Consider the following 24,482-nt stretch of genomic DNA (forward strand, 5'->3'; position numbering starts at 1 on the left):
ATCGTGGGGTGAGGCTGCGGTTCTCTCGACGTGCGAGTCCAGCGTCCGCTTACGCTTGCTTGCTCATGTAGTCGAGATAGCCGAGGACGCCTCGAGTGTTCAGTCGCTCTTCGTCGTGGGCTTTCCGCGTGCCCCACACGTCGGCCACGTCGGAGTGTTCGACGAAGTACTCGATGACCGCGTCGTCGTCGTCGAGTTCTTCGCGCTTTTGGCGGACGGCCTCGACCCACTCGACGAGGACGCGTTTGTACTCTTCTGCGAACTCCGCTGTGTACGCCCGTGGGCCGAAGTGACCGAAACAGAGCATCTCGGGGGCGATGTCTTCGATCGTTCGAACGTCGTCGAGTGCTTTCTCCAGATGGAACTGTGCTGGCGGCGAAGTCTGTCGGACCATCTCGGTCTTCGGTTCCCAGATTCCCAGTGCGTCGCCGACGAAGAGCAGGTCGTCGCCGTCGTCGTGGAACATCACTTGATGGGGTGCGTGTCCAGGCGCGTGATAGACGGTGAGCGTTCGGTCACCGAGGTCGATTTCGTCGCCGTCGGTGAGTGGTTCGACTCGGTCTTCGTCGATTGGGAGCGGTTCGTCGTAGAAGCGCCACTGCTCTTCGACGGCAGCCTTCGTGCCTTCGACGAGGCGCGTCGGGTCCACGAGGTGCGGGGCACCGATTTCGTGCGTCATCACGGTCGCGTCCGGGTAGCGCTCTGCGAGATAGCCTGCGCCGCCAGCGTGGTCGAGATGGACGTGTGTCGGCAAGATGTATTCGAGGTCGTCGACGCCGATTTCGTCGAGCATTCCGAAGACGTGCTCACGGTCGGCGGCGATGCCAGTGTCGATGAGCGCGGGTCGTTCGGCGTCGATGAGGTAGACCGACCCGTACTTCTCGACTTCGTACATTCCCGTATCCACGTAATAGACGTCCGTGCTGTTCGGCACGGGTTCGACATCGCCAATTGCCATAGTTGACGGCCGTCGTCGGGGAGTAAAAGCATTCGGTCGGTCGCGAGACACCTCCACCGCACGGCTACTGAGTCGAGTTGATTCTCTCCCGGGTCGGCCCGATTCTGGCGATGCGATACGATTTTGCCGCCGGCGCAGGAACCACGGAGTAATGATCGACAGGCAAGTGCTCCGTGACGACCCGGAGCGAATCCGTGACGCACTCTCGGCCCGCAGCATGGAGGACGTGGACCTCGACCACATCCTCGACGTGTACGACGAGTGGCGCTCGCTGAAAGCCGAAGGCGACAACCTCCGACACGAGCGCAACGAGGTCAGCCAGAAGATTGGCCAGTTGAAACAGGAAGGCAAAGACGACGAAGCACAGGCGGCAATCGACCGTTCGGGTGAACTCAAAGACGAACTGCAAACGCTCGAAGCCCGAACTGCCGACCTCGAATCGGAACTCGACCAGGCGCTCCTCGAACTCCCGAACATCCCGAACGAGTCGGTCCCGATTGGAACCGACGAATCGGACAACGAGGAAGTGCGCCGCGTCGGATTCGACGACCTGCGTGCCCTCCCGGACGACGTGACACCCCACTACGAACTCGGTGAGAGCCTCGACATCATCGACGAGGCACGCGCCGCGAAGACGACCGGGTCGGGCTTCTACTTCCTGAAGGGCGAAGGTGCGATGCTCGAACACGCGCTCATCCAGTTCATGCTGGACGTCCACCGCGAACAGGAGTACGTGGACCTCTTCCCGCCGATTCCGGTCAAGACCACCTCGATGGAAGGCACCGGCCAGCTCCCGAAGTTCGCCGAAGACGCCTACCGAATCGGCGGGTCGGAGACCGAAGACTACGAAGAAGACGACCTGTGGCTCTGCCCCACCGCAGAGGTGCCGGTCACGAACATGTACCGCGACGAAATCCTCCTGAAAGACGACCTGCCGCTGAAGCATCAGGCGTACACGCCGAACTTCCGGCAAGAGGCCGGTGAACACGGGACCGAGACGCGCGGTATCGTCCGCGTCCACCAGTTCAACAAGGTCGAACTCGTCAACTTCGTCGAACCCGAGGAGTCGTACGACCGCCTCGAAGCCCTCGTCGACGAAGCGGCCGAAGTGCTCGACCGACTCGGCCTGCCGTACCGCGTGCTCTCGCTCTGTACGGGTGACCTCACCTTCGCGTCGGCCAAGACGTACGACCTCGAAGTGTGGGCACCCGGAACCCAATCGGACGACGCGCCCGAGGGGCTTGGTGGCCGATGGCTCGAAGTCTCGTCGGCGTCGAACTTCGAAGATTTCCAGGCACGCCGTGCCGGCCTCCGCTACCGCCCCGAGCGTCACGAGTCGGCCGAGTACCTCCACACGCTCAACGCGTCGGGCACCGCTGTCGGTCGCGTGATGGTCGCACTGCTCGAATACTACCAGAACGAAGACGGCACCGTGGACGTGCCCGAGGCACTCCAGCCCTACATGGGTGGCCGCGAGGTCATCGAGGGCCACGAACCGGTTGGCGAAGCGGCAGTCGGCGCGGGTAAGAAAGACTGAGACAGTCGTCTCTTCTGGCGCTCAGTTCGGCGATTTGACGAACGTTTTCAGTTCGGAAATCTGCCCTTCGCGCGTTCGAAACCGGTCGAGAAAGACGAACAGTTCGTCGCCAGTGCTATCTTCGAGGTGGCCGCGAACGACGATTTCGTCCTCGCTCTTCGACTGGATGTAGCGGTCGATGACGTGTGTCGTGTCTTTCTGTGGTCGGTCGTCACGCATGAACGAGACGAACTCTTCGCGCCCGTCGAGCGTCATCTCGCCTCGGTGCTGGACGAAATCCGGGTCGAGGATGTCCCGAAGCGTGTCGTAGCCGTGCTCGTCTAACGCCGTGTAGTACAACCGGGCCAGAAATGTCGCGTCGGGGTGCACGGTCCTCCTTCGTCCTCGGGTGACAAGAATCCGCCGCCGAGTTGGAGTTCGCTCTGGGAGATTTTCTCGACGAATCTGTACCCTGTTTTCGAGACGCAGACGAATCTGTGCCCTGCCTTCGGGACGCTTTTCTCTCGGACCCGCGTACGCGAGGTGTGGACCTGCACGTTCGATACGAGGGTGACGACGACCCGAAGAAGTGCACGGCGAAGAAACTCGAACGGTTCGACATGGCGGCCCTCCACGGGTCGGACCGGGCGACACCGTACGGCGTCGTGCTCAACCCGCACGCAGAGAAGGCGCTCTCGCCCGCCGACAGAGACAGTGGCGCGCTCGTCGCGCTCGACTGCTCGTGGGAATCCGCCGAGGAGGCAATGTTTTCGCTCCCCGGTGAACACCGCGCGCTTCCCTATCTCGTCGCCGCCAACCCGGTCAACTTCGGCCGGCCGATGCAACTGACGACTGTCGAAGCACTTGCGGCGGCGCTCGTCATCTTCGGCGAGAAACCGCAGGCCGAAGCGATTCTCTCGAAGTTCCGTTGGGGACACACCTTCCTCGAACTCAACGAGGAACCCCTCCGGCGGTACAGCGAGTGTGAGAATTCGACCGAAGTCGTCGAAATTCAGCGCGAGTACCTCGAACGCGGCGAGTGAGTAACTCGGCCAGCGGGCGCTGATTGGTTGTGGGTACTCTCCGCAGCGTTTGCCGAGCGATGTGTGCCGAATCGCTCGGGTGTGTTCGCTGTATCGAAGATACACATATGTGTCACTGGACGACTCTGTATGGAGTGAACAGACGATGAGTGATTGGCGAGTCAAACTTCAGCACAGAGTGGATATCTCTGTCCAGGACGACCGAATCCTCCCTCTCACCCGATGGGTCGCACGCATCATCATCCCGTTTCTGGCTGCAGCGTTTCTGGTTCTCTTCGGCCTCCCAGCTCGGACCACCGAACTGTTCGCGTGGACGATACGCCCCGAGATGACGCCCATCATCATGGGTGCTGGTTACGGGGCGGGCGTGTACTTCTTCTATCGGGTTTCGACCGCAGAGGAGTGGCACACTGTCGCCCCAGTCTTCCTCGGCATCGCCACGTTCACGTGGTTCATGGCAATCGCCACTGTGCTCCACTGGGAAAATTTCAACCACACTCACGTCACGTTCTCCCTCTGGGTCTTCCTCTACGCAATAACACCGATACTCATCCCTGCTCTGTGGGCACTCAACCGCCGGACCGACAGTGGTGAACTACGGGCTGGTGAGATCCGTCTTCCACGGGCTGTTCGTGTTCTCGGTGGGCTTCTCGGACTCGTCGTCACAGCCAGTGCCGTCGCCCTGTTCGTCTTCCCCGACCTGATGATTGGTGTCTGGCCGTGGACGGTCTCTCCGTTGACGGCTCGGATTTTGGCAGGGTGGTTCGCGCTCTTTGGTGTCGTGAACGTCGCTGTCGTCCTCGACGAGCGCTGGAGTGCTGCGCGGATACTGGTCCAGAGCGAGTTGCTCGGCTTCTCCTTGGTACTGGTCGGTGTCGGCAGAGTGTGGGACAACTTCGACACATCGAACGTGCTGACGTGGGGTGTCGTCGGGGGGATGATACTGTATCTGGGTGCGATACTGGTGCTGTATCTCGGTATGGAACGCTGGTGAAGTAGTCCAGTTATCAGCTAGTTCGAGCCTTGTGTTCTCCCTTTCACCCACGCGCCAACTGCCCCAGCGAGTGCGCTGTCGATGGCGAACAGGAGCGTCAGGATGATTCCGAGGACGAACACGCCGATGCCACCGAAGAGCCCACCCAGTGGCCCGCCGGCGAGTCCGAGAAGCCCGCCGAGGAATGCCGCGAAGAGGCTCACGACGATTCCCGAAATCGACCCCGCAACGAGGCCGTTCCACGCACCGTTCCCAAGCGACCCACCAGCGAGATAGCCCGTCGCGAACCCGCCGATGAGGCCGGCACCGATTTGCCCGACGACCGGGATAGCGAGGCCACCGGCACCGATAACGAGCATGACGACGAACCCGACGCCGACTGCTTTCCACTCAGTCATAGACCGAGGTACTGCGTCTTCGTGTAAGAACTTCGTGGCACGTGGGGGTCGAATCGTGTGGGCCTGTTGCACGCCTAATTCACCTCGCGAGGCTTCGAAACCCAAACAAACGCGCTTTTACGCCTCCGCCTTGTAGCCGAGTGCAATGATTTTCGAGTCTCTCCCGACCACGCCCCGGTCGGACGAACTCATCGACAAGGCCTTTTCGCGGGCCGCACGCTCGGGGCGAGCGAAGCAGAACAAGTTGGAGGCTCAGCAGTCGATGCTCCAGACGGCGTCGAACATCCTCTCAGACAACCTCGAAAACGTCGTCGTCGAGTGGCCGGACTTCGAGACGGTCGACCCCTTCTACTACGAACTCGCCGACGCCATCGTCGACGTCGACGAGGTTCGAAAGAGCCTCTCCGAAATCATGTGGGCGTCTCGGCAGGTCGACAACATCGCTCGCGAGTACCAGCCGAAACTCCGCAAGACCGACGCCGACCTCGCTCGCAAACACCGCAAGCAGGCGTTCGCCCGTATGGCCAGCGTCGTCGAAGAAGTCGAAGACGACTTGCTCCGAATCGGTGAGGCCCGCGACGCACTGAAGGGACTTCCAGACATCCGCCCCGACGAACCCGCAATCGTCGTCGCTGGCTACCCGAACGTCGGCAAGTCGTCGTTCGTCAATAACGTGACCCGCGCGTCCAATGAGATTGCGCGGTACCCGTTCACCACGAAGGGCGTCCAGATTGGACACTTCGACCGCGACCGCATCCGCTACCAGATTATCGACACGCCGGGTCTGCTCGACCGACCCGAAGACGAGCGAAACGACATCGAGCGACAGGCCGTCAGTGCCCTCGAACACCTCGCAGACGCGGTCATCTTCGTCGCCGACGCCAGCGGCGAGTGTGGCTACCCCATCGAAGCACAACTCGAACTTCGCGACGCCGTCAAAGCGCGGTTCGAAGAACGCGATATCCCCGTCCTCACTGTCTGTAACAAGAGTGACCGCTCGACCGACATGGACGCAGACCTCTACATGAGCGTCGAGACCGGTGAAAACGTCGATGCGGTCCTCGGTGCTGCGGCCGACGCAGTTGGGTTCGACCCCGACATCCCGCCATCGCGCAACGAGTAATCTGGGGTGGCAGCACGTCACCTGAGGCGTCGCGTCGGGGCACTGGCTTCGGCCTGCGGTGACTTGTGAACGTTGTTGCATCAAGGCCACACCCGCTTGCAAGTCGTGGGCTTTGCGCGGGACATCACCGAACGGACGACACACAAGCGCGAACTCGAACGCTACGAGTCGATGGTCGAGGCCTCGGGCGACCCAATCTACACCCTCGACAGTGACGGCCGATTCATCACGGCCAACTCTGCGTTCACCGAGTTGACTGGCTATTCTCTCGAGTCGATTGTCGGCACACATGCATCGACGGTTATGGGAGACGCCAACGTTGCGACTGGAGAAAACCTCATCAACTCGTTGCTGTCGTCTTCGGAAGACAACGGAACGTTCGAGTTGACGCTCGTCACGGCCACGGGTGAGCGCATCCCGTGTGAGAATCACATCGCACTGCTTCCGTTCGAAGACGAGTTCCGGGGTACCGTTGGTGTCATTCGGGACATCTCAGCGCGGGTCACCCGGGTAGAAGACCTCAGACACGAGCGTGACCTCCTCGACGAGTTCGCGAGTGTGGTGAGCCACGATTTACGGAGTCCGTTGACGGTTGCGTCGGGCAGACTCGCCTTGGCTCAAGAAGAGTGCGAGAGTTCTCATCTCGATGTCGTCGAGCGTGCACACGGCCGTATCGAGAGGCTCATCCAGGACCTGCTCACACTGGCGCAGGAGGGTGACGAAATCGGAGAGACCGAATCTGTCTCCCTCGCGAATCTCGCCATCTGTAGCTGGGACTCTGTCGTGGTGGGTGACGCCACGATAGACATCCAAACCGACCGGTCGGTCGAAGTCGATGCCAGTCGGTGCCAGCAACTGCTGGAGAACCTGTTTCGAAATTCGATTCAACACGGCGGTGACGGCGTCACGATTACTGTTGGCGACGTCGCGGGTGGATTCTACGTGGCGGACGACGGTCCCGGGATTGCGGACACCACTCGTGACCATATCTTCGAAGCCGGGTACACGACATCGACCGAGGGGTCTGGACTCGGGCTGAACATCGTCAAGGAGATTGCCGCAGCTCATGGGTGGGACATCGAACTCTCGTCGGGTTCTGACGAAGGCGCGCGGTTCGAGTTCACCGGCTGCTAAGAAGAGCGTGGGTGCGAAAACTGGACGGAGCAGAACTGGACGGAGCGGAGTTACTCGGCCGTGTAGACCATCTGGACGGTCGCCGAGACGGTCACCGGACCGGGAGTGAGTTCGGTCGGTGCGCCTGCGCTGGAGGCCCGAGCGGAATCTTCAGCGTAGGCGACGGGGTACGGACCGGGTGAGTAGCCCCCACCGACAGAGGCGGTGTGAACGCCGGTGATCTGCAGATTGGCAGCGGTAGCGACGGTGTCGGCGTCAGCTTTGGCCGATTCGACGGCTTTGGTCAGGGCTTCGCTTCGGAGCTCAGCACGCTTCTCGTCGGTAAGGGTGAAGAACACACCACGGACCTCGTCGGCGCCGGCACCGACAGCGAGGTCGATGACTTCACCAGCACGGTCGGGGGCGACTTCGATGGTGAGGCTGTGGATTGCGCGGTAGCCGATGAGTTCGCGCTCGTCACCGCCGTAGTTGTACTCGGGGTAGATGTTGAACCCGGTGCTCTGAATCGCATCCTCAGCGATGCCAGCGTCGGTGAGTGCGGTCCGAATCGCCGCGACGTCGTCGGCGACGACACCACGGGCCTCGTCAGCGGAGTCGGCAGTGTGTGTCACCGCGATGTTGACGACGGCGAGGTCGGATTCGGCGGTGACCTCGCCGGTGCCAGTCGTCGAGATGGTCGTCGCGTCCGTCCCGACATCGCCGCCGGAGGTCGTCTGGAGGGGAGCAGAGAGGCAGCCTGCGAGCAATACAAGACCTGCGATGAGGAGCGGACCGATAAGTCGTCGTTTCATACCTCTATAAGGAGAGATGAGATATTCAATCCGCGCTAGAGACAAAGAGCGATTGTCGCTACGAGGTCTGACGATTTTGTCGAAAGCGAACTCCCGGTGAGAGTCTCAGTCGGCGACGGCGATGTAGCGAACTTCGACCGTAATCTCCTCAGGTGCCCACGGCGAAAGCGGGTCGGGGGCGACAGCATTCACCCGGTCGCTGAGCGTGTCCTGAACGTCTGGTGGATCAGTTTGCGGGTCGTATCCGACGGTGACGACGACGTGGTCGGGTTCCGGGAGCGGGCCGGTGTTGTATCGAATGTCGAGCGACAGTAGCCGAGCATCTGCGTCTGCGAGCACTGTTTCGATGGCGTCCTGTGCGTCACTCTGGAATCCGGCGTTCCGGTACGTCGTGTACGTGACTGCACCGAGAAACGACGACAACACGAGCAGCCCCATCCCGAGGGCGACGATGCGGTAGGCGGTGGTTCGTCGGGCCTCACTCTGTCGAATCCAGCGTTCCGGTTGGTAGCCTTGCTTCCAGAGGACGGCAATCGCGACGAAGTTGACAGAGAGGATGTTGACGAGGACGAGAATCGCCGACCCGACGACTGCTTCGGGCGCACCCCACGCGATACCGATACCGACGACGGCAGTCGGTGGAATCAACGCGGCGGCAATCATGACGCCCACGAGCGCTGTCGACACACCGGTCGAGAGTGAGATTGCACCTGCTGCGCCGGCCCCTAACGCGATGACGAGCGAGAGGAGATCCGGTGAGAGTCGTTCGTCGATTTCGGGAACCGTCAGCACGTCCGCTGCGGAAAGCGGAACGGCACCGCTCTCTTTGAGGACGAATGCGAACACGGCGGCCGAACCGACGGCCAAGATTCCCCCTAACGCTTGCAGTCGGACGCCTCTGACGAACATCTCGTCATCGTCGACGACGGTTCCGACGCTGGCGGCCATCGCCGGGCCGACGAGCGGCGCGATGACCATCGACCCGACGACGACTGCCGGCGAATTGAGGAGGAGTCCGGCGGTTGCGACGAACGCCGATATGACGGTCATGATGACGTACGTCCGGAGTGACGGTGCGAGTTCAGCCGCCTTCGACGCCAACTCCTCGCGGGCGATTCGGTCACCGTTCTCCTCGTCTTCTTTGTATTTCTCTGCTAACGCGTCGAACCGTTTGGACGCCACCGTCTCCGCGTTCACGACGACGGTGTACGCGTCGCGCTCGATGCCGGCGTCTCGCAGTCGCGCCAAGACCGGTTCGACTGCTTCTTTCGGAACGGGGAAGGTGACGACGGCGACGAACTCTCTGCCGGAACTCTCGTCGGAGACGGCGTAATCGACGCCTTCGTCGTCGAGGGTGCGGAGGACTGTCTCGCGTTTTCCTGCCGGCACCAGTACCTGTACGAGTCGCACGCTCTCACGTCACTCCGGGCGGCCAAATAAGCAGGGGGCGTCTGGGTCGATTACTCGGGACGAAGTCGCTGTAAGACCGGCATCTCGTCTATCTGTTCGTCCGAGAGCGCGCTCCAGTCGATTCCAGGTGGTCGCGGATAGGGCGTCTCGGTTCGAATCGTTCTGTCGGGTGTGACGACGAGGTCCATCGGGACGTCGTGGTCAGCGGGTTCGGGGGCATCGTCTCGAATCTGTAACTCGTGAACTGTCGTCGCAATCGTCGTCGTCTCGTCGACGAGACCGAGACCCCGTAAGATTGCGTATTCGAGGTCGCTGAACCCTTCACCTTTGCCGATTCGTGCGCCCTGTTCGGTGACGACCACCGACCCCGAGACGACGATATCGATTGGGGGGACATCGTCGGGGGCGACGGTGTCGGCGTACGTCTCGACGTGTGACACCGTGGGTGCGCTGTCGAGGTTCTCGTCGTCGATACGAGCGGGGTCGAGTTCGTAGAAACATTCCTCGTCGCGGAGGCGCGGCACGGCCATGTAGACGGTCTTTCCCTCTCGGAGTGCACGCCGGCGAACCGGGAGCTGTGGCGAGTCTGGATTCGCTTTCACCGTCGTCGCAGCGTCCCATTCCGGTGTCGAAGCGAGACGGTCCGCTGCTGTCGCTGCGTCGGCGAAGTTCGGGATTCGTCCGTGTGGCGGGAACGGGAACCGGGCGGCACCCGACGCGTCTAGTTCGTCCCACACCGCCGTTCTGAGCTCTGCTTTGTCCATCAGTCGCGTCGACTCGTACTCGGGGTGAGCGGAATACTCTTGCCACGCTCGTGAATAGAAATTTCTCCGTTTTTGAGTAACGTTTTATCCACGTATATTTTGCACGAAAGAATTTTGGAACACCTACGCGAATAGTCACGTATGTTCGTCCGGACTGCGAGAGAGACCGACGTATCGGACATCGCGCGCATCTGTACCAGCAGGTCGCACCCCACAACTGGCGGGAGTATCTCAGTCGGTGACGGCGGGTCCGTTTCCGAGTTGCAGTTCGACGAGACACGTCTCGCACGGCACGTCCAGCAGTCTGACGAGCCCGGGTGGGTCGTCGCCGTCGACGACGACAGAATCGTCGCTGCCGCTGGCGGTGCGGTTCGCGACAGTTCGGTGGGTGAGGTCGTCTCGCTCCACGCCCACCCGGAGGTGCAGCTGACAGATGCCGGGTCGGCGGTCCTGCAGACCATAACCGCACAACAGGTCGTCGCGGGCGCACGCGAACAGTACGCGACGTGTTTCGCTGACGACGACGAGGCGCTCTCGTTCTACCGGGCACAGGGGTTCGACGTCGTCTCCGCAGACGCTGCTGCCGACGACTCTGCCGACACGGTTCGCCTCGTCAGACGCATTTGAACAGGCTGTTCGACCTACGATATCCTGGTCGACGGCACTCGCTGTCCGGGTCGTCAACAGTTTAATCCAGGTCCGCGGCTGACCGAGACAGGAGTACTTTTCGGAGAACAGTGTCCGCCCCGCGGCGGATTCGTTCGGAGGCGGCCTGCGGACTAATCCCAATCTCGTCTGCAACGTCCTGGAGCGTCGTTCGCCGCGGCACCTCGAAGTAGCCTCCGGAGACGGCTGCGATGAGGGCTTCCTGCTGTTGTGGTGTGATGTCGAACGTGTAGACGCCTGTCTCTTCTTCTGTGAGGGTGTAGATTCGTTCGACGTGGAAGTCGATTCCCTCCTCGTGACTGAGGTTGTGGAACTCGGTGAGGCCAGCGTGGTCCTTGAACCGAAGTCGGAACGTCCACGGATTGTTGCCGTGTGCTTCGAGGATGGTCGCTTCGCTTTCGGTGAGGATGGTGGTGAGACTGGAGACAGTATCACCCCAGTAGACGTGGTAGAGGACTCGGTTCCCGACACGCGCGACTGCTTCCAGTTCTTCGACGATTCTGTTTTCGCGTACTGCTCGCTCGAACTCCTCGAACTCCGACCCTTTCGCCCAGAAGAATGGCATCACGTCCCCGCCAGTCGGAACGACACGCTCCAGTTCGATGTGCATGTCGCTCGTCACTGCGGTGACTCTCCCGAGGTCGAAGTCCTCGGGTTGGATTGTTAGTTCGACGACGACTGCCATTCTATTAGTGCATACTCTACACACACCCTCTTAAACCGAGGTGACGATTCACTCCTGTTCCCCCCATTTGAATGGCAGGAGTGTGAAAGCACAATGAGAATACAACTCTGCTAAACACACTACTGTGGGGAAGTGAGCGTGACTACAACCAACTACCGACGACCGAACGCACGTGGTGCGTGCCGTGGGGGCACCACTGCGTACGGCGATGTGTCGAACGTGACCGTCGAGAGGCGGACCAGACTGCGGTCTGTCTCGCGACGGCCCGTTTCCAACCGTCCATGGAGTGCCATCGACGGGCGTACTGCTTCGGCGTCTTCCGAACGCCCGGAATCACCCGCTCGGATGCAGTGGGGTCGATGACGATGGCAGTGTCCGCTACCCCCCGCCTCGACGAGGCGTTTGACGCACTCAGAAACGTCCATCGGCGGCGATTACTCCTGAATCTCCGCCACGGGTCCGTCACACGTCTCGGCGGGGCGACACGGGTCGTTGCAGATGGTGGTACCAACGACCACGAACAACTGGAGGTGGAACTGTTTCATCTCCACCTTCCGAAACTCGACAGTGCCGGGTACGTCTCGTGGCACCGTGAGAGCGGTGTGATAGAGAAAGGGCCAGCGTTCGAGGACATCGTGCCGTTGCTCGAACTGCTGGAGAACAACGCTGAGGAGTTACCCGAGACGTTCGCCTAGGGTGGATTCAGCCCGCTGGTAACGCACGAGTCGGGCACCGAATCGGTGTTCTCCGACTCGTGTTTCTCTGGTGATGCTCTCCGACGAGTCGCATCCGTGTCTTCACGAGTCGCAGTCGTATCTCCGACGCATCGCTTCCGTCTCTCTTATCAGTCGTGATGGCGAACTGCGGGTATGTTCGAAGACCGACCGAATCGCGACGAAATCATTCTCGTCGGCCGGTCGAACGTGGGCAAGTCCACCCTGATGCGAGAACTGACGGGTCACAGCAAGTTCACGACGGGGAAGAAACCGGGTGTCACCCGCAAACCGAACCATTTCGACTGGACCGCAGAGAAGTTCATGTTCACCGACCTCCCGGGGTTCGGATTCATGTCCGGTGTCGAAGCCGACACTCGTGAGGCGATCAAGACCGACATCGTTCGCTACATCGAAGAGAACGCCGACGACATCCTCGCGGCGGTCCTCGTGGTGGACGGAAAGAGCGTCGTCGACATCATCGACCGCCACACGACCGACGAATCCATCCCGCACGACGTGGAGATGTTCTACTTCCTCGACGAACTCGACATTCCGACCGTCGTCGCGGTGAACAAGATGGACAAAGTCGGTGACCGAGACGAACGCCTGAACGAACTCTGTGACCGGCTCGGACTGTTCCCGCCGTGGAAACAGTGGCGGAACGTCATCGCGCCAATCACCGCCAAACGCGGTGACATCTCGAATCTCGAAGATGCGCTTCGAACGCATCTCCACGAACAGGGGCGCGACGACCTGTTCAAGTTCGTCTGACCGTCGTTTCTGACTGGAAGCGCGTCTCGTTCAGACGATACGGTTCATCATCGCTTCGCCGGCGCGGACGTTGTGAACGTTCTCGCGGACGAGTCCCGCGATGTCTTCGTGATACTTCCCCGTCGCAGGGCTCACGTGGGGAGTGAGGAGAACTTCGTCGAAATCCCAGAATGGCGAGTCCTCCGGGAGTGGTTCTTCGGTGAACACGTCGAGCGCCGCGCCGGCGATGTCTCCGCTTCGGAGTGCGGAGATGAGGTCCGATTCGTCTGCGACTTCCCCGCGTGAGACGTTTATCAGGTAGGCATCTTCGCGCATCGTCTCGAACTCCGGTGTGGCGAACATGCCTTCGGTCTCTCGCGTCAACGGCGTCGCCAACGCGACGAACCGGGCGTCTTCGATTGCTTCGTGGAGTCGGTCGGGTGTGTAGACCACCGAGACGTTGTCGACCGGGTCACCTGACCGCCGAACGCCGACGACGTCCATCCCCAGGGCTGCCGCCCGGTCTGCGATGCCGCGACCGAGCGTGCCGAGACCGACGACGCAGAGTTGCTCGTTCTGGAGCGTGAACGATTCGTCGTATCGCGGGCGTCGCCACTCGTGGTCGAACTGAACGTCACGGTAGGTGTGGAGTCGCCGGGCGAACGAGAGCATATAGCCAGTGACTGTCTCTCCGATGGTCGTCCCGTGGATGCCGGTGCTGTTGGTGAAGACGGTTCCTGCTTCGTCGTAGACTCCGATTGGGAACTCGTCGTATCCAGACCGGACACCATGGACCCAGTCGGCGTCGATGAAACTGTCGTGGTGGTCGAACGTCACGACGACGTCTCCCGGTCCGAACTGTTCGTCGTCGCCGACGACTTCGACCGAGACGCCGAGGTCGGAGAGTTCCTCGACGAGAAGCTGTCGCGGCATGACGGTTCCCACTGACTCGTGTACGGCGAGTCTATCGATGTCCATAGCCGACCGTCACACTGATAGACGAAGGAACTTGCGCCCACGTCGCCCACCGTCCTACGCTGTCGCTTACGGCCCCCTCATTCGGTGCTCACGTCACTCTCATTCGGTGCTCACGACCTCCTCCATTCGTCGGCTGATTCACTGTCGATTACGCCGTCTTCAACCACGGTGAAGAGCGCGACTCGATTCTGGGTTACTCCTCGTCGCGTTCAGTGTCGGTCTCTCCCTCCACTGGTCCGTCTGTCGTCTCGAGGCGGTCTGACTCCGAATCGAACGCTTCGCGGTCTTCTCCGAACTGGACAGCGAAGATGCTCCGCAGAACGACGACGAGGTTGTTCTTCGTCCCCCGACCCCAGATTGCGACCTCGATGGATTCGCCGTCTCTCAGCGGGCGGTCGACGCTCACGAGCGTAATCTCGTCGTCGACGAGGAGAATCCGAGAGATGTGCGACCCAGACCACGTCCAGAGCGTCTCGACGACGGTCGAATCCGATGGAATCGCATCGGTGGTCTCAGTTTCGTCGGTGACGCCGGTGACGTAGACGTCGACATCCCTCTCTTCGGCCCTCGCGAGTGCGTCCGTGATGGGTTCGGTCAGCATCGCTGCATCGCTCATCAACACGATTTCTCCGTGGGCATTGTCGACGAACTCGACGATTCGTCTGGTGACGTTCTCCGAACCGGTGACCGTCCAGACCCCAATCTGTTCTGTCACCGTCTCGGTGGGGCGCAGTCGGTTCAACGTCACCGAGAGTTCTTCAGTTAGGTCTTCGTACTTCACGGCGAACTTCTGAACAGTCGTCTCGTGAGAGACCGGGATGAACTCCTTCGGCGTTCCGTACCGAATGTCGACGAGTCCCATCTCGTGGAGTGACTCGACTGCGTCGTACACACGCGAGCGGGGAACTTCGACGACATCGCTCACCTCCCGTGCGCTCCCCCTCCCCAGACGCAGCAACCCGACGAACGTCCGTGCCTCGTAATCGGTCAACGAGAGTTCAGTCAAAAGCTTGACTGCCCTGTCCTCTGTCCGTTCACGATCGAGAGACACCATGACAACGATACGTCGTATTGAGTCTTCAATGTGGGCGTGACTCTCCGACACAATCGTGGACGAGACGCCGCCAATTCGTGGACGAAAAACCGCAAAAAGTGACTCTCTGGGTGTCTGGAACGAGGATATCTGTTGTTACAACCGAAGTCTTAATACTCGCTTATCTAACTGAACTTCGTCTGGTCGACTATGAACGCGAAGAGACCATCGAAACGACGCCACACGTCTACCGATGAGATATTCCACCTCCTCGGAGACAGACGCCGACGAACCCTACTCACCGAGTTCGGTTCGACGACTGACTCTATCACACTCTTTGCTCTCGCAGACAGACTCTCGCAGTCCGAGACGAACCACGAAGGCACGCTCGATACGGATATTCTGGTGACGTTGCACCACGTCGACCTTCCGAAACTCGACAACGCTGGGCTTCTCACGTACGACCCGTCCCACCAGGTCGTCAGGTTCGATTCTGCCGCCGTGGACCTTGGAACTGCGCTCGAGGACGTGGAATCAGTACTCGAGTCGATGCGCAACGCGCTGTAGGACCGTTGTTTGACGGTGGAGGAGAGAACAGAATCCACGCAGAGACTTGTCCGTGTTGATGGTGTGTTCGTACGGTGGTGGGAAGATGGAATCCATCATCACAGAGGGCTGCGTGCTCCCCGACGACGAGCAACTCTATGCGTATACGCGAACGCTCAGCGACGAGACGGTGTTGGTCGTTCTCAACTGGTCCGACGAACCTGCGACCTTCGACAGTAGTACGGTGGAGATGACCGATGCAGAAGTGATGAGTAGCAACTACACTGATTCGACGAACGCCGTCGTCACAGCTACTCGTACGTGCTCCCCGAGCACATCGGTGTCTTTTTCGAAACAGTTCGATTTTCAAAACAGTTCCTTTTTTCCAATTTTGTGCATTTTTCCAATATTCTAATTGAGATTACTGTGTGGTTTTCAAGAAATTCCACAAAGTATTTACTAACAACTCCTGTTTTTCAGAACTGTACCCCTACCCCACGTGATCCCAGCGAGTATCCCTCCGTCCCGTCTCCTCTGGTGCGAATAGGGTAGAAAGCTGCTTCACCGACAGCAGATACATCTCTCAAAAATGACACACAAAAAGCAAATTCGCGCAGTCGTGCTCGCTGTGCTGATGGTCTCCTCGGTGTTCGCCGGGTCCATCGCATTCGCGGGCAGTGCCGCTGCCGCGAGTCACGAACTTACGTATGACACGTCGAGTGCCGTTCACTTCTATAACGGCTCGAACGCTGTCATCGAGGTTGCGTTCAACGAACAAGTCAGCGCATCCAGCCTGACAGCCGAGAACTTCTCCGTCACCGACGACGGTTCTGAAGTCTCGGTCGCTGGTGTTTCGCAGGGCCCCGACGGCCGTGTTCTCATCGACCTCGGCGCTGGTGAGGACTCTGTCGTCAAGTCCAACGATATCGAGGTTACCCTCGCCTCCGACATCCAGAACGCCACTGGCGGTGCCCTCTCGAACCCGGACACGTACAGCGTCGACTTCGCTGCAACGACGATCAACGAGGGCGACGGTGACACGTCCGCCTACAAGGGCTCGAAAGTCGCGGTCACCGCGAACGAGGCTAACGCTCAGGTCGTCGTCGAAGACGACTCTGATGACTTCTCGTACTCCTTCAGAGGCTCGACCGGTGCCAACAGCACGGTCTTCCTGCTCGACACGGCCACCCTCGAAACCGGTGATTACACGGTCACCGTCAACGGGACCACGACCGACCTCACCGTTCGTGAGCTCGGTCTCGACCTCTCCGTCGACGACCTGAACGTCACGACCGACGACGATATCGAAGGGACGGTGACCGCTAACAGCGGTGATCGAGATGTCCGCGTCCAGCTCTTCGACGCAGACGACGACGAAGTCGCGAACGACACGATTACCCTCAACGGTCAGGGTGAAGCTGACTTCTCGCTCCCTGTCGACACCGCTGGCGACTACACAGTCGAAGCAACTGACCTCGACACCGGTGTGGCCCTCACGTCGGACACGGTCACGGTCACGAAGGCCGCTGGCTCCACGTCGGACTTCGCCACCTCGGTCGTCACCGACCAGTCTGGTGACGTCGTCGAGATTCCCGTGACGATGCGGGGAACGGACACGGCCGAAGTCACGATCGGCGGCGACAACGTTGGCTACACGGCCGACGTCACCGTCGAAGATGGCAACGACGACGGCGAAGTCGTCCTCCTGTTCAACACGTACGACGCCGACAACGTGAACTCGTTCGACGTTGACGACAGCGACGACGACGTCACTGTCGACGGCATCGACACTGGCGTCACGCAGGTTCTCGACGCTGGCGACTACGACCTCGAAGTCTCGACGGGCGGCGACGCCGACAACGTCGGCACCCTCGCCCTCGAAGAGCGCAGCACGGACAGTCAGTCCATCTGGACGGCACCAACCGGTGACGCCGCAGACCTGACCGAAACCGAAGACGTCTACGACGCAATCGACAGCGAGACCCTGACGCAGACTGACTCCGTCGCCAACGGCGACGTCGTCGTCCACCAGGTTGTCGCAACCGGTCTCGAAGGCGCATACGAGACGGACAACCTCGACGCCGAGACCAACCTCACCATCGAACAGGCGAACCCTGGCCCGAACCGCGAGCCAAAGGTTCTGAACGACTCCGCTGCAACCGTCATCGCTGACGGTGACAATGACACGTACTTCTTCGTGTACGACCTCTCCGACATGGATGCGTCACGCACGGAGTTCTTCCAGTCCGGCAGCGCAACCGAACGCGTCGAGGACGACGACGCGTACAACGCGACGTTCACCGTCCTCGAAGACGGTGAGCTCACCGACGTCGAAGACGGCGAGGAAGTCTCCGCCGGATACGACGTCGTCGCGCCGGAACTCAGCCTCGACGAGGACCCGGTCACCGTTTCGGCAGCCGCCAACCAGACGGTCTCGGGTACGGCTACTGTCGCCCCCGGTACGGAACTCACCATCCGTGTGAAGTCCACCGGTGACACCCAGCCGCGCTTCCTCAAGACCAAACCGACCTCCGTTCAGGCTGACGGAACGTTCTCGTCCACCTTCGACTTCTCCGAACAGAAGGCCGGTGACGAGTTCGAAGTGACTGTCTCCGTCGACTCCGGCACGGCTGACGACATCACCGCTGACGGTACCGTCGGCGACGCTCAGGCCGAAGAGACGACCACGGAAACGACTACAGAGGAAACGACCGCTGAAGAGACCACCGAAGAGACGACTACCGAGAAATCGACCACCGAAGAGACCACCGAAGGGACGACCACGGAAACGACCGAAGAGCCTGCTGAAGAGACCACCGAATCCAGCACGCCTGGCTTTGGCATCGCAGTTGCGCTCGTCGCGCTCGTCGCAGCAGCACTCCTCGCTGTCCGCCGCGACTAACGTCGCTTCCTCACTAACCGGTCCCCTCGATTTCTTTATCGACCAACCGTCCACAGCGGCGGCAGTGGTGCAACCATATTTCGTCGAGTAGTCGAAACCACTTGCAGCACGCACAGTGACACTTTGGGAGAGTCCTCGACCACTCGCTCTCAGTGGCCACACAAAATTCCAATTCCATAATTAACTAAAACATCATATATTTGATTACCAAAATCAGCGTACCGATGTATATAATTATCTTTAATTATGTTTCTGTTGTGATATCTATTTGGGGGAACTGTCAATGGTGAGATTTGAAACGGGGGGCAGGCACAGAATAATCTCCAGATTTGTCATTTGGATGATTGTCGGAATCGTAATCTCTAGCTTCGTAGTCAGTGGGGTTAGCGCAACAGAACCCAAAGACGGTGAATCCGCATCGCATTCGGTGATTCCAACACGTATTCCAGACAACGAATACGCACAGTATGCACAGACTCCATCTCAGAGAGAACAAATTCGAATAACCTCAGGGCAGAACCCACAGACTGGGGGAACTAGTACTGGAGCCTGTGACGTGGAGGAAGCAAATCCTGAGCTCAGCTTCGATTACAATTCCTCGCAGAACGGAAACTTAGGTTTCCGCATATTCGGAGACACGGTTTCCAACTATTCGGCCACGGACTTGGCATCACAGGAAGCCGAAATATCCGTCGCTGCAAATTCAGGACATGGTCTCGGGGCAGTCGGTGCGTTAGGGACGACAAAATTCTACACCACAACCTGGACAGCACCATGTACTGGAAACTATACAGTCACGTTTGAGTACGAGTTAGACGGGGATGTTGCCCAACACCGAGGGGCGGGTTCGTACGCGAAAGGCGTCTCCAGAGTGACCGTAAACTCTCGAGTTACAGTTGTAGAACACCCCGATGTGTCTACGTGGAACGCCATTCGTGAGGAGAAACATTCAGAGTGGAATACGACCATTCCAACACTTGAGACATTAGGACACGATGGGTTGCGGAGTCTCTTTGCCGCAACAGTCAGTCGAATCACTGGCTTTCCGGTTGGCTCAGTGGCTGCCGAAGAAGTCGGGATAGACCCAAGAGAGACCGAAATCGAAAGATCGATCTCGACAGCCGACGGGCAGGTCTCGGTCACATTTTACGCCCAGGAAGACCGCCAATATCTGTTCGTCCATACCTTGGAGGCAGGGGCTATCGCAGCCAGTATCGTCGGAGAGGCTGATGCTCAGGCGAACGTCGTATCCGAGGTAACCAACGTAACGGTCCGTCCTGCCAACACGGCAGAGATGGGGGACGGAGAGACCTCCGCCCCGTCCTCCACGTCCGATCAACCGATGGATAACACGCTCACAGTACTCAGTACGAGCAATGAACGGGCCCACTACGAAATCGCGATCGACGGGGAGGTTGCACTTGGAGCCCAGGCAAATCCTGTGGACGCCGAGTACCCCGACACCGTAACTGGACAGACGGCACAGGGCTCAGTCGCCAAATACGGCACAGATACGTACCAGTTCTCCGGAACGGTTACGAACGTCAATCTCGAGGGACCGGCAACGATTCTGGTAAACGGTGAGCGTCTGGACCTTCCCGTCTCGAACGGGAGCGGCAAGCAAGCCGACGGTTCCGATCTCTCGAACACCGTTACTATCGTCAGCACGAGTGACGAACGGGCGTTTTATCAGATTCTGGTAAGTGGGCAAGCAGGCCCAGGAGCCGGAGCCGACCTGACCGGGGCATTATACCCAGATACAGTCTCGGACAATCGGATTAGAGGATCGAGCGCCGAGTATGGGACAGATTCCTTCCGGTTCTCGGGTGAGGTGACGACGATTCTCCTGAGTGGTCCTGCGAACGTGCTGATCAACGGACAAGAGGTTGACCCATCAGATTACGGTGGTGAACAGCAGATAACGACAATCCGAATCGTGAGTACGAGTGAAGAACGAGCGTTCTATGACTTCACTGCAAGCGGCACCGTTCTACCGGGCGACGAGGCGGATATGACTGGGGCGACACACCCGGATTTACTCATCGACGGGGTTGCATCCGGATCGGTCGCAAATAGCGGCAGTGATACGTTCCAGTTTACCGGAGAGCTCGTCGAGTTCAGACTAAATGGTTCGGCAGAAGTGTACGTCGATGGTGAACGGGTCACCCTAGAGTTGATTCGGCCTGAAGCCGTCTCCTGCAAGCCGACTTGCACAGCTAATTCGGTATCTGTGACTGTTGTGGACTAGTCGGGCTCGACTCTACCCCGCTCTCTGCTTCGTTCTTCTGGGAGTCTCTCTACACTCTCGGCGTTTATCGATCGCTTTAGTAAGATGGTGGCTCAGCGAGTGCTATACTATGGATTTGAAAGAAACGTGTGAGCGTGAGCCGACGGTGCCGTGACGAGACACAAGGGCGTCTCGTTCGCACACCAGAAATCTGCCTCGTGCAATCCACCAGAACAGTCGTACCATTTTCCGGGTGGTTTCTCGCCACCGACGACAATCTAGAAGTAACAGAAATTTGGTTTTACCTTTGATATATTTCTTATGTTATGTATTCCGTCGACGAAGACCAACGCTGATTCGGGCGAGTCAACCTCGTCGTCGATGCGTCAAACCTGCGACGCTGACAACGCCCGTGGGTCTGGGACACTGGCCTCCCATACGAATACTTTACCAACCGTACCGAGCAGGTCATTCTCGCCTCTCTCGGGTAATTCACGAAGGAATACACGCTTTGGCAACTGTAGGCATTCGAGTTTCGAGCGGTAAATCGATAACTCGCCGTTGAAGGCGCAAAGACGCCGAGGACAGGGGCGAAAATGCCCGATTTCCCGTGGTTGCTGGTACAGCTCTGAGATTGATCACGTAGTGCAGCGGTTCCGTGCAACTCACTATCCGTTCGAACCTACTTTGCCAACCGCATTCGGTGGGTTTCAACTCAATTCGTTGTCCGTCTACCACGAAATTATATCTATTTTACATACAATTACGAATTCTGATATATTTCGCGCTCTACGTCCCATCTGCCGGTGCTCCTAACTGTATCGATGCGAAATAACGTCGTTTTCAAGTGTCAAATTGCAAAGCATTGATGGAACTGGAGGCAGTGTTCCCACCCACCCAATCGATACGTACCGGGTACACTCGTCACATGAATTTCCGCAAAATAGCCGGTTCTCTCCGCCGGAACTGGAACGACCGACACTGGTACACGGACGTCTTCAACAGATACGTGCCCCGCTATTACTATCAAGAAGTCGTCGCCAACGACGGAGCGTACGTCGTAGAGCGAGACTGGGACAACCTCTTCATCTTGGATGGTTGCCGGTTCGACCTTTTCGAGGCAGTGTATCGCGAAGACTATCAGACGGTACTCGGTGGTACTCTCGAACATGCCACGTCGAGGGGAAGCGCCTCCACCGAGTTCCTCAAGGAGAACTTCCACGGACGCGAGTTGAACGATACCGTCTACGTCACAGCAAATCCGTTCGTCTATCAGATTCCAGGCGACCCGTTCCATTACGTCGACCACGTCTGGATGAGTGACTGGGACGAGGAACTCGAAACTGTCCGTCCGGAGACGATGGTCGAACACGCAAAGGAGGTACACGAGGAGTATCCGGACAAGCGTCTCATCGTCCACTTCATGCAACCGCACTACCCGTTCATCGGTGAGTTTCGACTCCCAGGCGACCGGGGGTATCTCGGAGCGGTCGCAAAGTCACTCGACAACGATGTCCCCGACGTAAAACTCGTCTGGGAACGACTTCGTGACGGTGAAGTCACCGAGGAAGACGTCTGGCGAGCGTACCGGGACAACCTCGAACTCGTTCTCGACCAGGTTCAGGAACTCGTCGATTCACTCTCCGGGAAGCACGTTATCACCGCAGACCACGGAAACGCACTCGGTGAGTGGTCCGGACCATTCCCGACCAGGGTCTACGGCCACGATGATTACCTCCACATCCCGGCGCTGGTGGACGTTCCATGGCTCGAACTCCCTGCGGACGAACGGCGCGAAATCACGCGGGACGAACGCCAGACTAAGGAACGGGGGTATCAGGACGAAACCATCCAGCGACGCCTCGAAGCGCTCGGTTACCGGTGACGCGTTTCACTAAGGCAGTGACTCAGGTGTAATTCCTCATCACGAGGTGCTGCGTGGGACAGACAACGTTTCTACTAATAGATTGCTTGGTGCGGAACTGTCTCGTTACGCCAGTTTGAGATGCGAGCAGGTCGGTGAGTGTGTTTGGATTGCTGCTCGCAGCCCTGCTCAGCGAGTGTTTTGCTATGGATTTGAAAGAAACGTGGGAGCGTGACCCGACGGTTCCGTGACGAGACACAAGGGCGTCTCGTTCGCACACCAGAAATCAAGATTTCTGGGAACGTCCCAAACTCGCAAAGCGAGCTTGTGGTCTCGAAAGGTGAGTCCGTCTTTCGAACATTCACAAGGGTTTTGCTCTCGTACAGCCCACCAGATCCGCCGCCCTATTTTCCACGTCGGTGTTTCGTCAATACGTTTATAATATTGCTGACAAGAATTTTCAGTATGCCAAAGATAGCGTTTATTGGAGCAGGAAGTATGGTCTTCGCTACGAATCTGATTGGTGATATTCTCACATTCGACGAACTAGCGGACAGTGAAATTGCGTTGATGGATATCGATGAACACCGCCTCACGCAGACGCACCGGATTGCCGAGGCGATGGTCGAAAACGAAAACCTCGATGCAACCGTTCATGCGACCCTTGACCGTAAAACCGCGCTCGAAGACGCTGACTACGTCCTCAACATGATCAACGTTGGTGGCACCGAACCCTTCGAGAACGAAATTCGCATTCCCGAACAGTACGGGGTGAAACAAGCAATCGGAGACACTACAGGGCCGGGAGGAATCTTTCGCGGGCTTCGAACGATTCCGGTGGTACTCGACCTTGCCCGGGACATGGAGGAACTGTGTCCCGACGCGCTCTTGCTCAACTACACCAACCCTATGGCGATTCTCTGTAAGGCCGTCTTCGATGCGACCGACATCGAGGTAGTCGGCCTCTGCCATTCCGTTCCGCACACGGCGGCAGCAATCGCTGAGTACGCCGAGGTCCCACAGTCGGAGTTGGACTACTGGGTCGCGGGTATCAACCACATGGCCTGGTTCCTGCAGTGCGAACACGAAGGAAGTTCTGTGTACCCGGAACTGAAAGAGGCCTACGAGGACGAAGAGACATATCAGAAGGACACCGTGCGCTTCGAGATGATGAAACACTTCGGCGCGTTCCCAACGGAATCGAGCCACCACATGAGCGAGTACATCCCGTACATCAGGACAGACGAAGCGACCATCGAAACGATGAGTGGGACCAAGTTCGCCGAACGAATGCCGACCGCTACGTACCTCGAAGGCTGGAAGGCTCGATCAGCAGACCGTGACAACCCCGATTTAGACGTCAATCTTGACGAGGTCGGTATCGAACGCTCCGAGGAGTACGCATCGAGACTCATCCACTCACTAGAGACAGGGACGCAGCGTCGGTTCAATTTGAACGTCTCCAACGGAACAAATGCTATCGAAAACCTTCCAGAGGACGCCTGTGTCGAAGTACCGGTCTATGTCGATAGCTCCGGACTGCATCCCGCCTCAGTGGGTGAACTCCCGCGCCAACTCGCCGCGCTTGACCGCCAGCACTCCACCATCTATGGACTCACTGTCGAAGGTGCTCTCGAAGGGAACCGCGAAAAGATTCATCAGGCAGTGAAGTTGGACCCCCTCTCCGGGGCTGCCTGTTCGCTCGATGAACTCTCCCAGTTGACTGAAGAACTCATCGAAGCCAACTCGGAATACATTCCAACACTCGAATGGCCGTCGGATTCCACTGTTTCGGAGTCTGTTCCGACAACGAAGTGAATTTGGGGGTCCACATAGGGGGTGAGTACTGTTTCAACATCGGAATAACATTTGGTGGTGCACGCAAGCACTATCTGATTACTGAGACGTCGTCGTTCGGACCGAAAACACTCTCGGCGTCGAAAAGTACACATCGATGGCAGGTCTACGTTTCACTTCGAACCGC

General features: G+C 58.8%; 23 protein-coding genes. 14 read left to right on the forward strand and 9 right to left on the reverse strand.

What is annotated here, in order from left to right; all coding sequences use genetic code 11:
- Positions 1–49: 49 nt before the first annotated feature.
- On the reverse strand, positions 50–958 hold the full coding sequence (locus ACK3SC_RS10850) for an MBL fold metallo-hydrolase (protein WP_416840190.1): 909 nt from the start codon (positions 956–958) through the stop codon (positions 50–52).
- 151 nt (positions 959–1,109) lie between these two features.
- Between ACK3SC_RS10850 and serS the strand changes: the two genes are divergently transcribed.
- A complete protein-coding gene (serS, locus tag ACK3SC_RS10855) occupies positions 1,110–2,495 on the forward strand; it encodes a serine--tRNA ligase (protein WP_416840191.1) in 1,386 nt (461 codons plus the stop codon).
- Positions 2,496–2,516: 21 nt separating this feature from the next.
- On the opposite strand, the gene ACK3SC_RS10860 is transcribed toward serS, so the two are convergent.
- On the reverse strand, positions 2,517–2,864 hold the full coding sequence (locus ACK3SC_RS10860) for a nuclear transport factor 2 family protein (RefSeq protein WP_416840192.1): 348 nt from the start codon (positions 2,862–2,864) through the stop codon (positions 2,517–2,519).
- A 155-nt stretch (positions 2,865–3,019) separates the two neighbouring features.
- Here ACK3SC_RS10860 and ACK3SC_RS10865 point away from each other — a divergent pair, with 155 nt between their 5' ends.
- Entirely contained in the window at positions 3,020–3,517 is a 498-nt protein-coding gene (locus ACK3SC_RS10865) for a DUF367 family protein (RefSeq protein WP_416840193.1), read from the forward strand.
- A gap of 145 nt (positions 3,518–3,662) precedes the next feature.
- Complete coding sequence (locus tag ACK3SC_RS10870) at positions 3,663–4,511, forward strand: hypothetical protein (protein ID WP_416840194.1); 849 nt, start codon at positions 3,663–3,665, stop codon at positions 4,509–4,511.
- Between the two features lie 17 nt (positions 4,512–4,528).
- Here the strand turns inward: ACK3SC_RS10870 and ACK3SC_RS10875 are convergent, their stop codons facing one another.
- Positions 4,529–4,909, reverse strand: a complete 381-nt coding sequence (locus ACK3SC_RS10875; RefSeq protein ID WP_416840195.1) for a DUF5518 domain-containing protein — start codon at positions 4,907–4,909, stop codon at positions 4,529–4,531.
- A gap of 145 nt (positions 4,910–5,054) precedes the next feature.
- On the opposite strand from ACK3SC_RS10875, the gene ACK3SC_RS10880 reads away from it, so the two are divergent.
- A complete protein-coding gene (locus ACK3SC_RS10880) occupies positions 5,055–6,032 on the forward strand; it encodes an NOG1 family protein (protein ID WP_416840196.1) in 978 nt (325 codons plus the stop codon).
- A 105-nt stretch (positions 6,033–6,137) separates the two neighbouring features.
- Positions 6,138–7,166: a two-component system sensor histidine kinase NtrB gene (locus ACK3SC_RS10885; protein ID WP_416840197.1), complete on the forward strand. Its 1,029-nt coding sequence runs from the start codon at positions 6,138–6,140 to the stop codon at positions 7,164–7,166.
- A gap of 50 nt (positions 7,167–7,216) precedes the next feature.
- Here the strand turns inward: ACK3SC_RS10885 and ACK3SC_RS10890 are convergent, their stop codons facing one another.
- The 3 genes from ACK3SC_RS10890 to ACK3SC_RS10900 form a co-directional block, all read right to left on the reverse strand.
- Positions 7,217–7,957: an SIMPL domain-containing protein gene (locus tag ACK3SC_RS10890; protein WP_416840198.1), complete on the reverse strand. Its 741-nt coding sequence runs from the start codon at positions 7,955–7,957 to the stop codon at positions 7,217–7,219.
- A 105-nt stretch (positions 7,958–8,062) separates the two neighbouring features.
- Complete coding sequence (locus ACK3SC_RS10895) at positions 8,063–9,367, reverse strand: TIGR00341 family protein (RefSeq protein ID WP_416840199.1); 1,305 nt, start codon at positions 9,365–9,367, stop codon at positions 8,063–8,065.
- A 50-nt stretch (positions 9,368–9,417) separates the two neighbouring features.
- Positions 9,418–10,131 (reverse strand): 5-formyltetrahydrofolate cyclo-ligase, encoded by a 714-nt coding sequence (locus ACK3SC_RS10900; RefSeq protein WP_416840200.1) that lies wholly within the window; start codon positions 10,129–10,131, stop codon positions 9,418–9,420.
- A 141-nt stretch (positions 10,132–10,272) separates the two neighbouring features.
- Between ACK3SC_RS10900 and ACK3SC_RS10905 the strand changes: the two genes are divergently transcribed.
- Positions 10,273–10,758, forward strand: a complete 486-nt coding sequence (locus ACK3SC_RS10905) for a GNAT family N-acetyltransferase (RefSeq protein ID WP_416840201.1) — start codon at positions 10,273–10,275, stop codon at positions 10,756–10,758.
- Positions 10,759–10,819: 61 nt separating this feature from the next.
- On the opposite strand, the gene ACK3SC_RS10910 is transcribed toward ACK3SC_RS10905, so the two are convergent.
- Positions 10,820–11,482 carry a helix-turn-helix domain-containing protein gene (locus tag ACK3SC_RS10910; RefSeq protein WP_416840202.1) on the reverse strand — a complete coding sequence of 221 codons (663 nt, stop codon included), beginning with the start codon at positions 11,480–11,482 and terminating at the stop codon, positions 10,820–10,822.
- Between the two features lie 281 nt (positions 11,483–11,763).
- On the opposite strand from ACK3SC_RS10910, the gene ACK3SC_RS10915 reads away from it, so the two are divergent.
- Together ACK3SC_RS10915 and engB are read left to right on the forward strand one after the other, a co-directional pair.
- The gene (locus ACK3SC_RS10915) at positions 11,764–12,177 is read left to right on the forward strand and encodes a hypothetical protein (protein WP_416840203.1); all 414 of its coding nucleotides are present in this window, start codon (positions 11,764–11,766) and stop codon (positions 12,175–12,177) included.
- A gap of 174 nt (positions 12,178–12,351) precedes the next feature.
- Positions 12,352–12,969: a GTP-binding protein EngB gene (engB, locus tag ACK3SC_RS10920; protein ID WP_416840204.1), complete on the forward strand. Its 618-nt coding sequence runs from the start codon at positions 12,352–12,354 to the stop codon at positions 12,967–12,969.
- Between the two features lie 30 nt (positions 12,970–12,999).
- Here the strand turns inward: engB and ddh are convergent, their stop codons facing one another.
- Both ddh and ACK3SC_RS10930 read right to left on the reverse strand, forming a co-directional pair.
- On the reverse strand, positions 13,000–13,926 hold the full coding sequence (ddh, locus tag ACK3SC_RS10925) for a D-2-hydroxyacid dehydrogenase (RefSeq protein WP_416840205.1): 927 nt from the start codon (positions 13,924–13,926) through the stop codon (positions 13,000–13,002).
- A 193-nt stretch (positions 13,927–14,119) separates the two neighbouring features.
- A complete protein-coding gene (locus tag ACK3SC_RS10930; RefSeq protein WP_416840206.1) occupies positions 14,120–14,980 on the reverse strand; it encodes a TrmB family transcriptional regulator in 861 nt (286 codons plus the stop codon).
- Positions 14,981–15,169: 189 nt separating this feature from the next.
- Between ACK3SC_RS10930 and ACK3SC_RS10935 the strand changes: the two genes are divergently transcribed.
- From ACK3SC_RS10935 to melA, 6 genes are all read left to right on the forward strand, one after another.
- Positions 15,170–15,526, forward strand: coding sequence for a hypothetical protein (locus tag ACK3SC_RS10935; RefSeq protein ID WP_416840207.1), 357 nt, complete (start codon positions 15,170–15,172; stop codon positions 15,524–15,526).
- 85 nt (positions 15,527–15,611) lie between these two features.
- Positions 15,612–15,920, forward strand: a complete 309-nt coding sequence (locus tag ACK3SC_RS10940) for an alpha-glucosidase C-terminal domain-containing protein (protein WP_416840208.1) — start codon at positions 15,612–15,614, stop codon at positions 15,918–15,920.
- A gap of 174 nt (positions 15,921–16,094) precedes the next feature.
- Complete coding sequence (locus ACK3SC_RS10945; protein WP_416840209.1) at positions 16,095–18,407, forward strand: BGTF surface domain-containing protein; 2,313 nt, start codon at positions 16,095–16,097, stop codon at positions 18,405–18,407.
- A gap of 556 nt (positions 18,408–18,963) precedes the next feature.
- Positions 18,964–20,655 carry a hypothetical protein gene (locus ACK3SC_RS10950; RefSeq protein ID WP_416840210.1) on the forward strand — a complete coding sequence of 564 codons (1,692 nt, stop codon included), beginning with the start codon at positions 18,964–18,966 and terminating at the stop codon, positions 20,653–20,655.
- 847 nt (positions 20,656–21,502) lie between these two features.
- A complete protein-coding gene (locus tag ACK3SC_RS10955) occupies positions 21,503–22,519 on the forward strand; it encodes a hypothetical protein (RefSeq protein WP_416840211.1) in 1,017 nt (338 codons plus the stop codon).
- A gap of 444 nt (positions 22,520–22,963) precedes the next feature.
- Complete coding sequence (gene melA / locus ACK3SC_RS10960; RefSeq protein ID WP_416840212.1) at positions 22,964–24,316, forward strand: alpha-galactosidase; 1,353 nt, start codon at positions 22,964–22,966, stop codon at positions 24,314–24,316.
- Positions 24,317–24,482 lie beyond the last annotated feature (166 nt).

The organism is Haloferax sp. DFSO52 (assembly GCF_048158745.1).
In the GTDB taxonomy this organism is placed as follows: domain Archaea; phylum Halobacteriota; class Halobacteria; order Halobacteriales; family Haloferacaceae; genus Haloferax.

Coding starts and splice junctions, on each gene's coding strand:
- ACK3SC_RS10850 (WP_416840190.1), bottom strand. CDS start 958: ATGGCAATTGGCGATGTCGAACCCGTGCCGAACAGCACGGACGTCTAT.
- serS (WP_416840191.1), top strand. CDS start 1,110: ATGATCGACAGGCAAGTGCTCCGTGACGACCCGGAGCGAATCCGTGAC.
- ACK3SC_RS10870 (WP_416840194.1), top strand. CDS start 3,663: ATGAGTGATTGGCGAGTCAAACTTCAGCACAGAGTGGATATCTCTGTC.
- ACK3SC_RS10875 (WP_416840195.1), bottom strand. CDS start 4,909: ATGACTGAGTGGAAAGCAGTCGGCGTCGGGTTCGTCGTCATGCTCGTT.
- ACK3SC_RS10880 (WP_416840196.1), top strand. CDS start 5,055: ATGATTTTCGAGTCTCTCCCGACCACGCCCCGGTCGGACGAACTCATC.
- ACK3SC_RS10890 (WP_416840198.1), bottom strand. CDS start 7,957: ATGAAACGACGACTTATCGGTCCGCTCCTCATCGCAGGTCTTGTATTG.
- ACK3SC_RS10900 (WP_416840200.1), bottom strand. CDS start 10,131: ATGGACAAAGCAGAGCTCAGAACGGCGGTGTGGGACGAACTAGACGCG.
- ACK3SC_RS10905 (WP_416840201.1), top strand. CDS start 10,273: ATGTTCGTCCGGACTGCGAGAGAGACCGACGTATCGGACATCGCGCGC.
- ACK3SC_RS10910 (WP_416840202.1), bottom strand. CDS start 11,482: ATGGCAGTCGTCGTCGAACTAACAATCCAACCCGAGGACTTCGACCTC.
- ACK3SC_RS10915 (WP_416840203.1), top strand. CDS start 11,764: ATGGAGTGCCATCGACGGGCGTACTGCTTCGGCGTCTTCCGAACGCCC.
- engB (WP_416840204.1), top strand. CDS start 12,352: ATGTTCGAAGACCGACCGAATCGCGACGAAATCATTCTCGTCGGCCGG.
- ddh (WP_416840205.1), bottom strand. CDS start 13,926: ATGGACATCGATAGACTCGCCGTACACGAGTCAGTGGGAACCGTCATG.
- ACK3SC_RS10930 (WP_416840206.1), bottom strand. CDS start 14,980: ATGGTGTCTCTCGATCGTGAACGGACAGAGGACAGGGCAGTCAAGCTT.
- ACK3SC_RS10935 (WP_416840207.1), top strand. CDS start 15,170: ATGAACGCGAAGAGACCATCGAAACGACGCCACACGTCTACCGATGAG.
- ACK3SC_RS10940 (WP_416840208.1), top strand. CDS start 15,612: ATGGAATCCATCATCACAGAGGGCTGCGTGCTCCCCGACGACGAGCAA.
- ACK3SC_RS10945 (WP_416840209.1), top strand. CDS start 16,095: ATGACACACAAAAAGCAAATTCGCGCAGTCGTGCTCGCTGTGCTGATG.
- ACK3SC_RS10955 (WP_416840211.1), top strand. CDS start 21,503: ATGGAACTGGAGGCAGTGTTCCCACCCACCCAATCGATACGTACCGGG.
- melA (WP_416840212.1), top strand. CDS start 22,964: ATGCCAAAGATAGCGTTTATTGGAGCAGGAAGTATGGTCTTCGCTACG.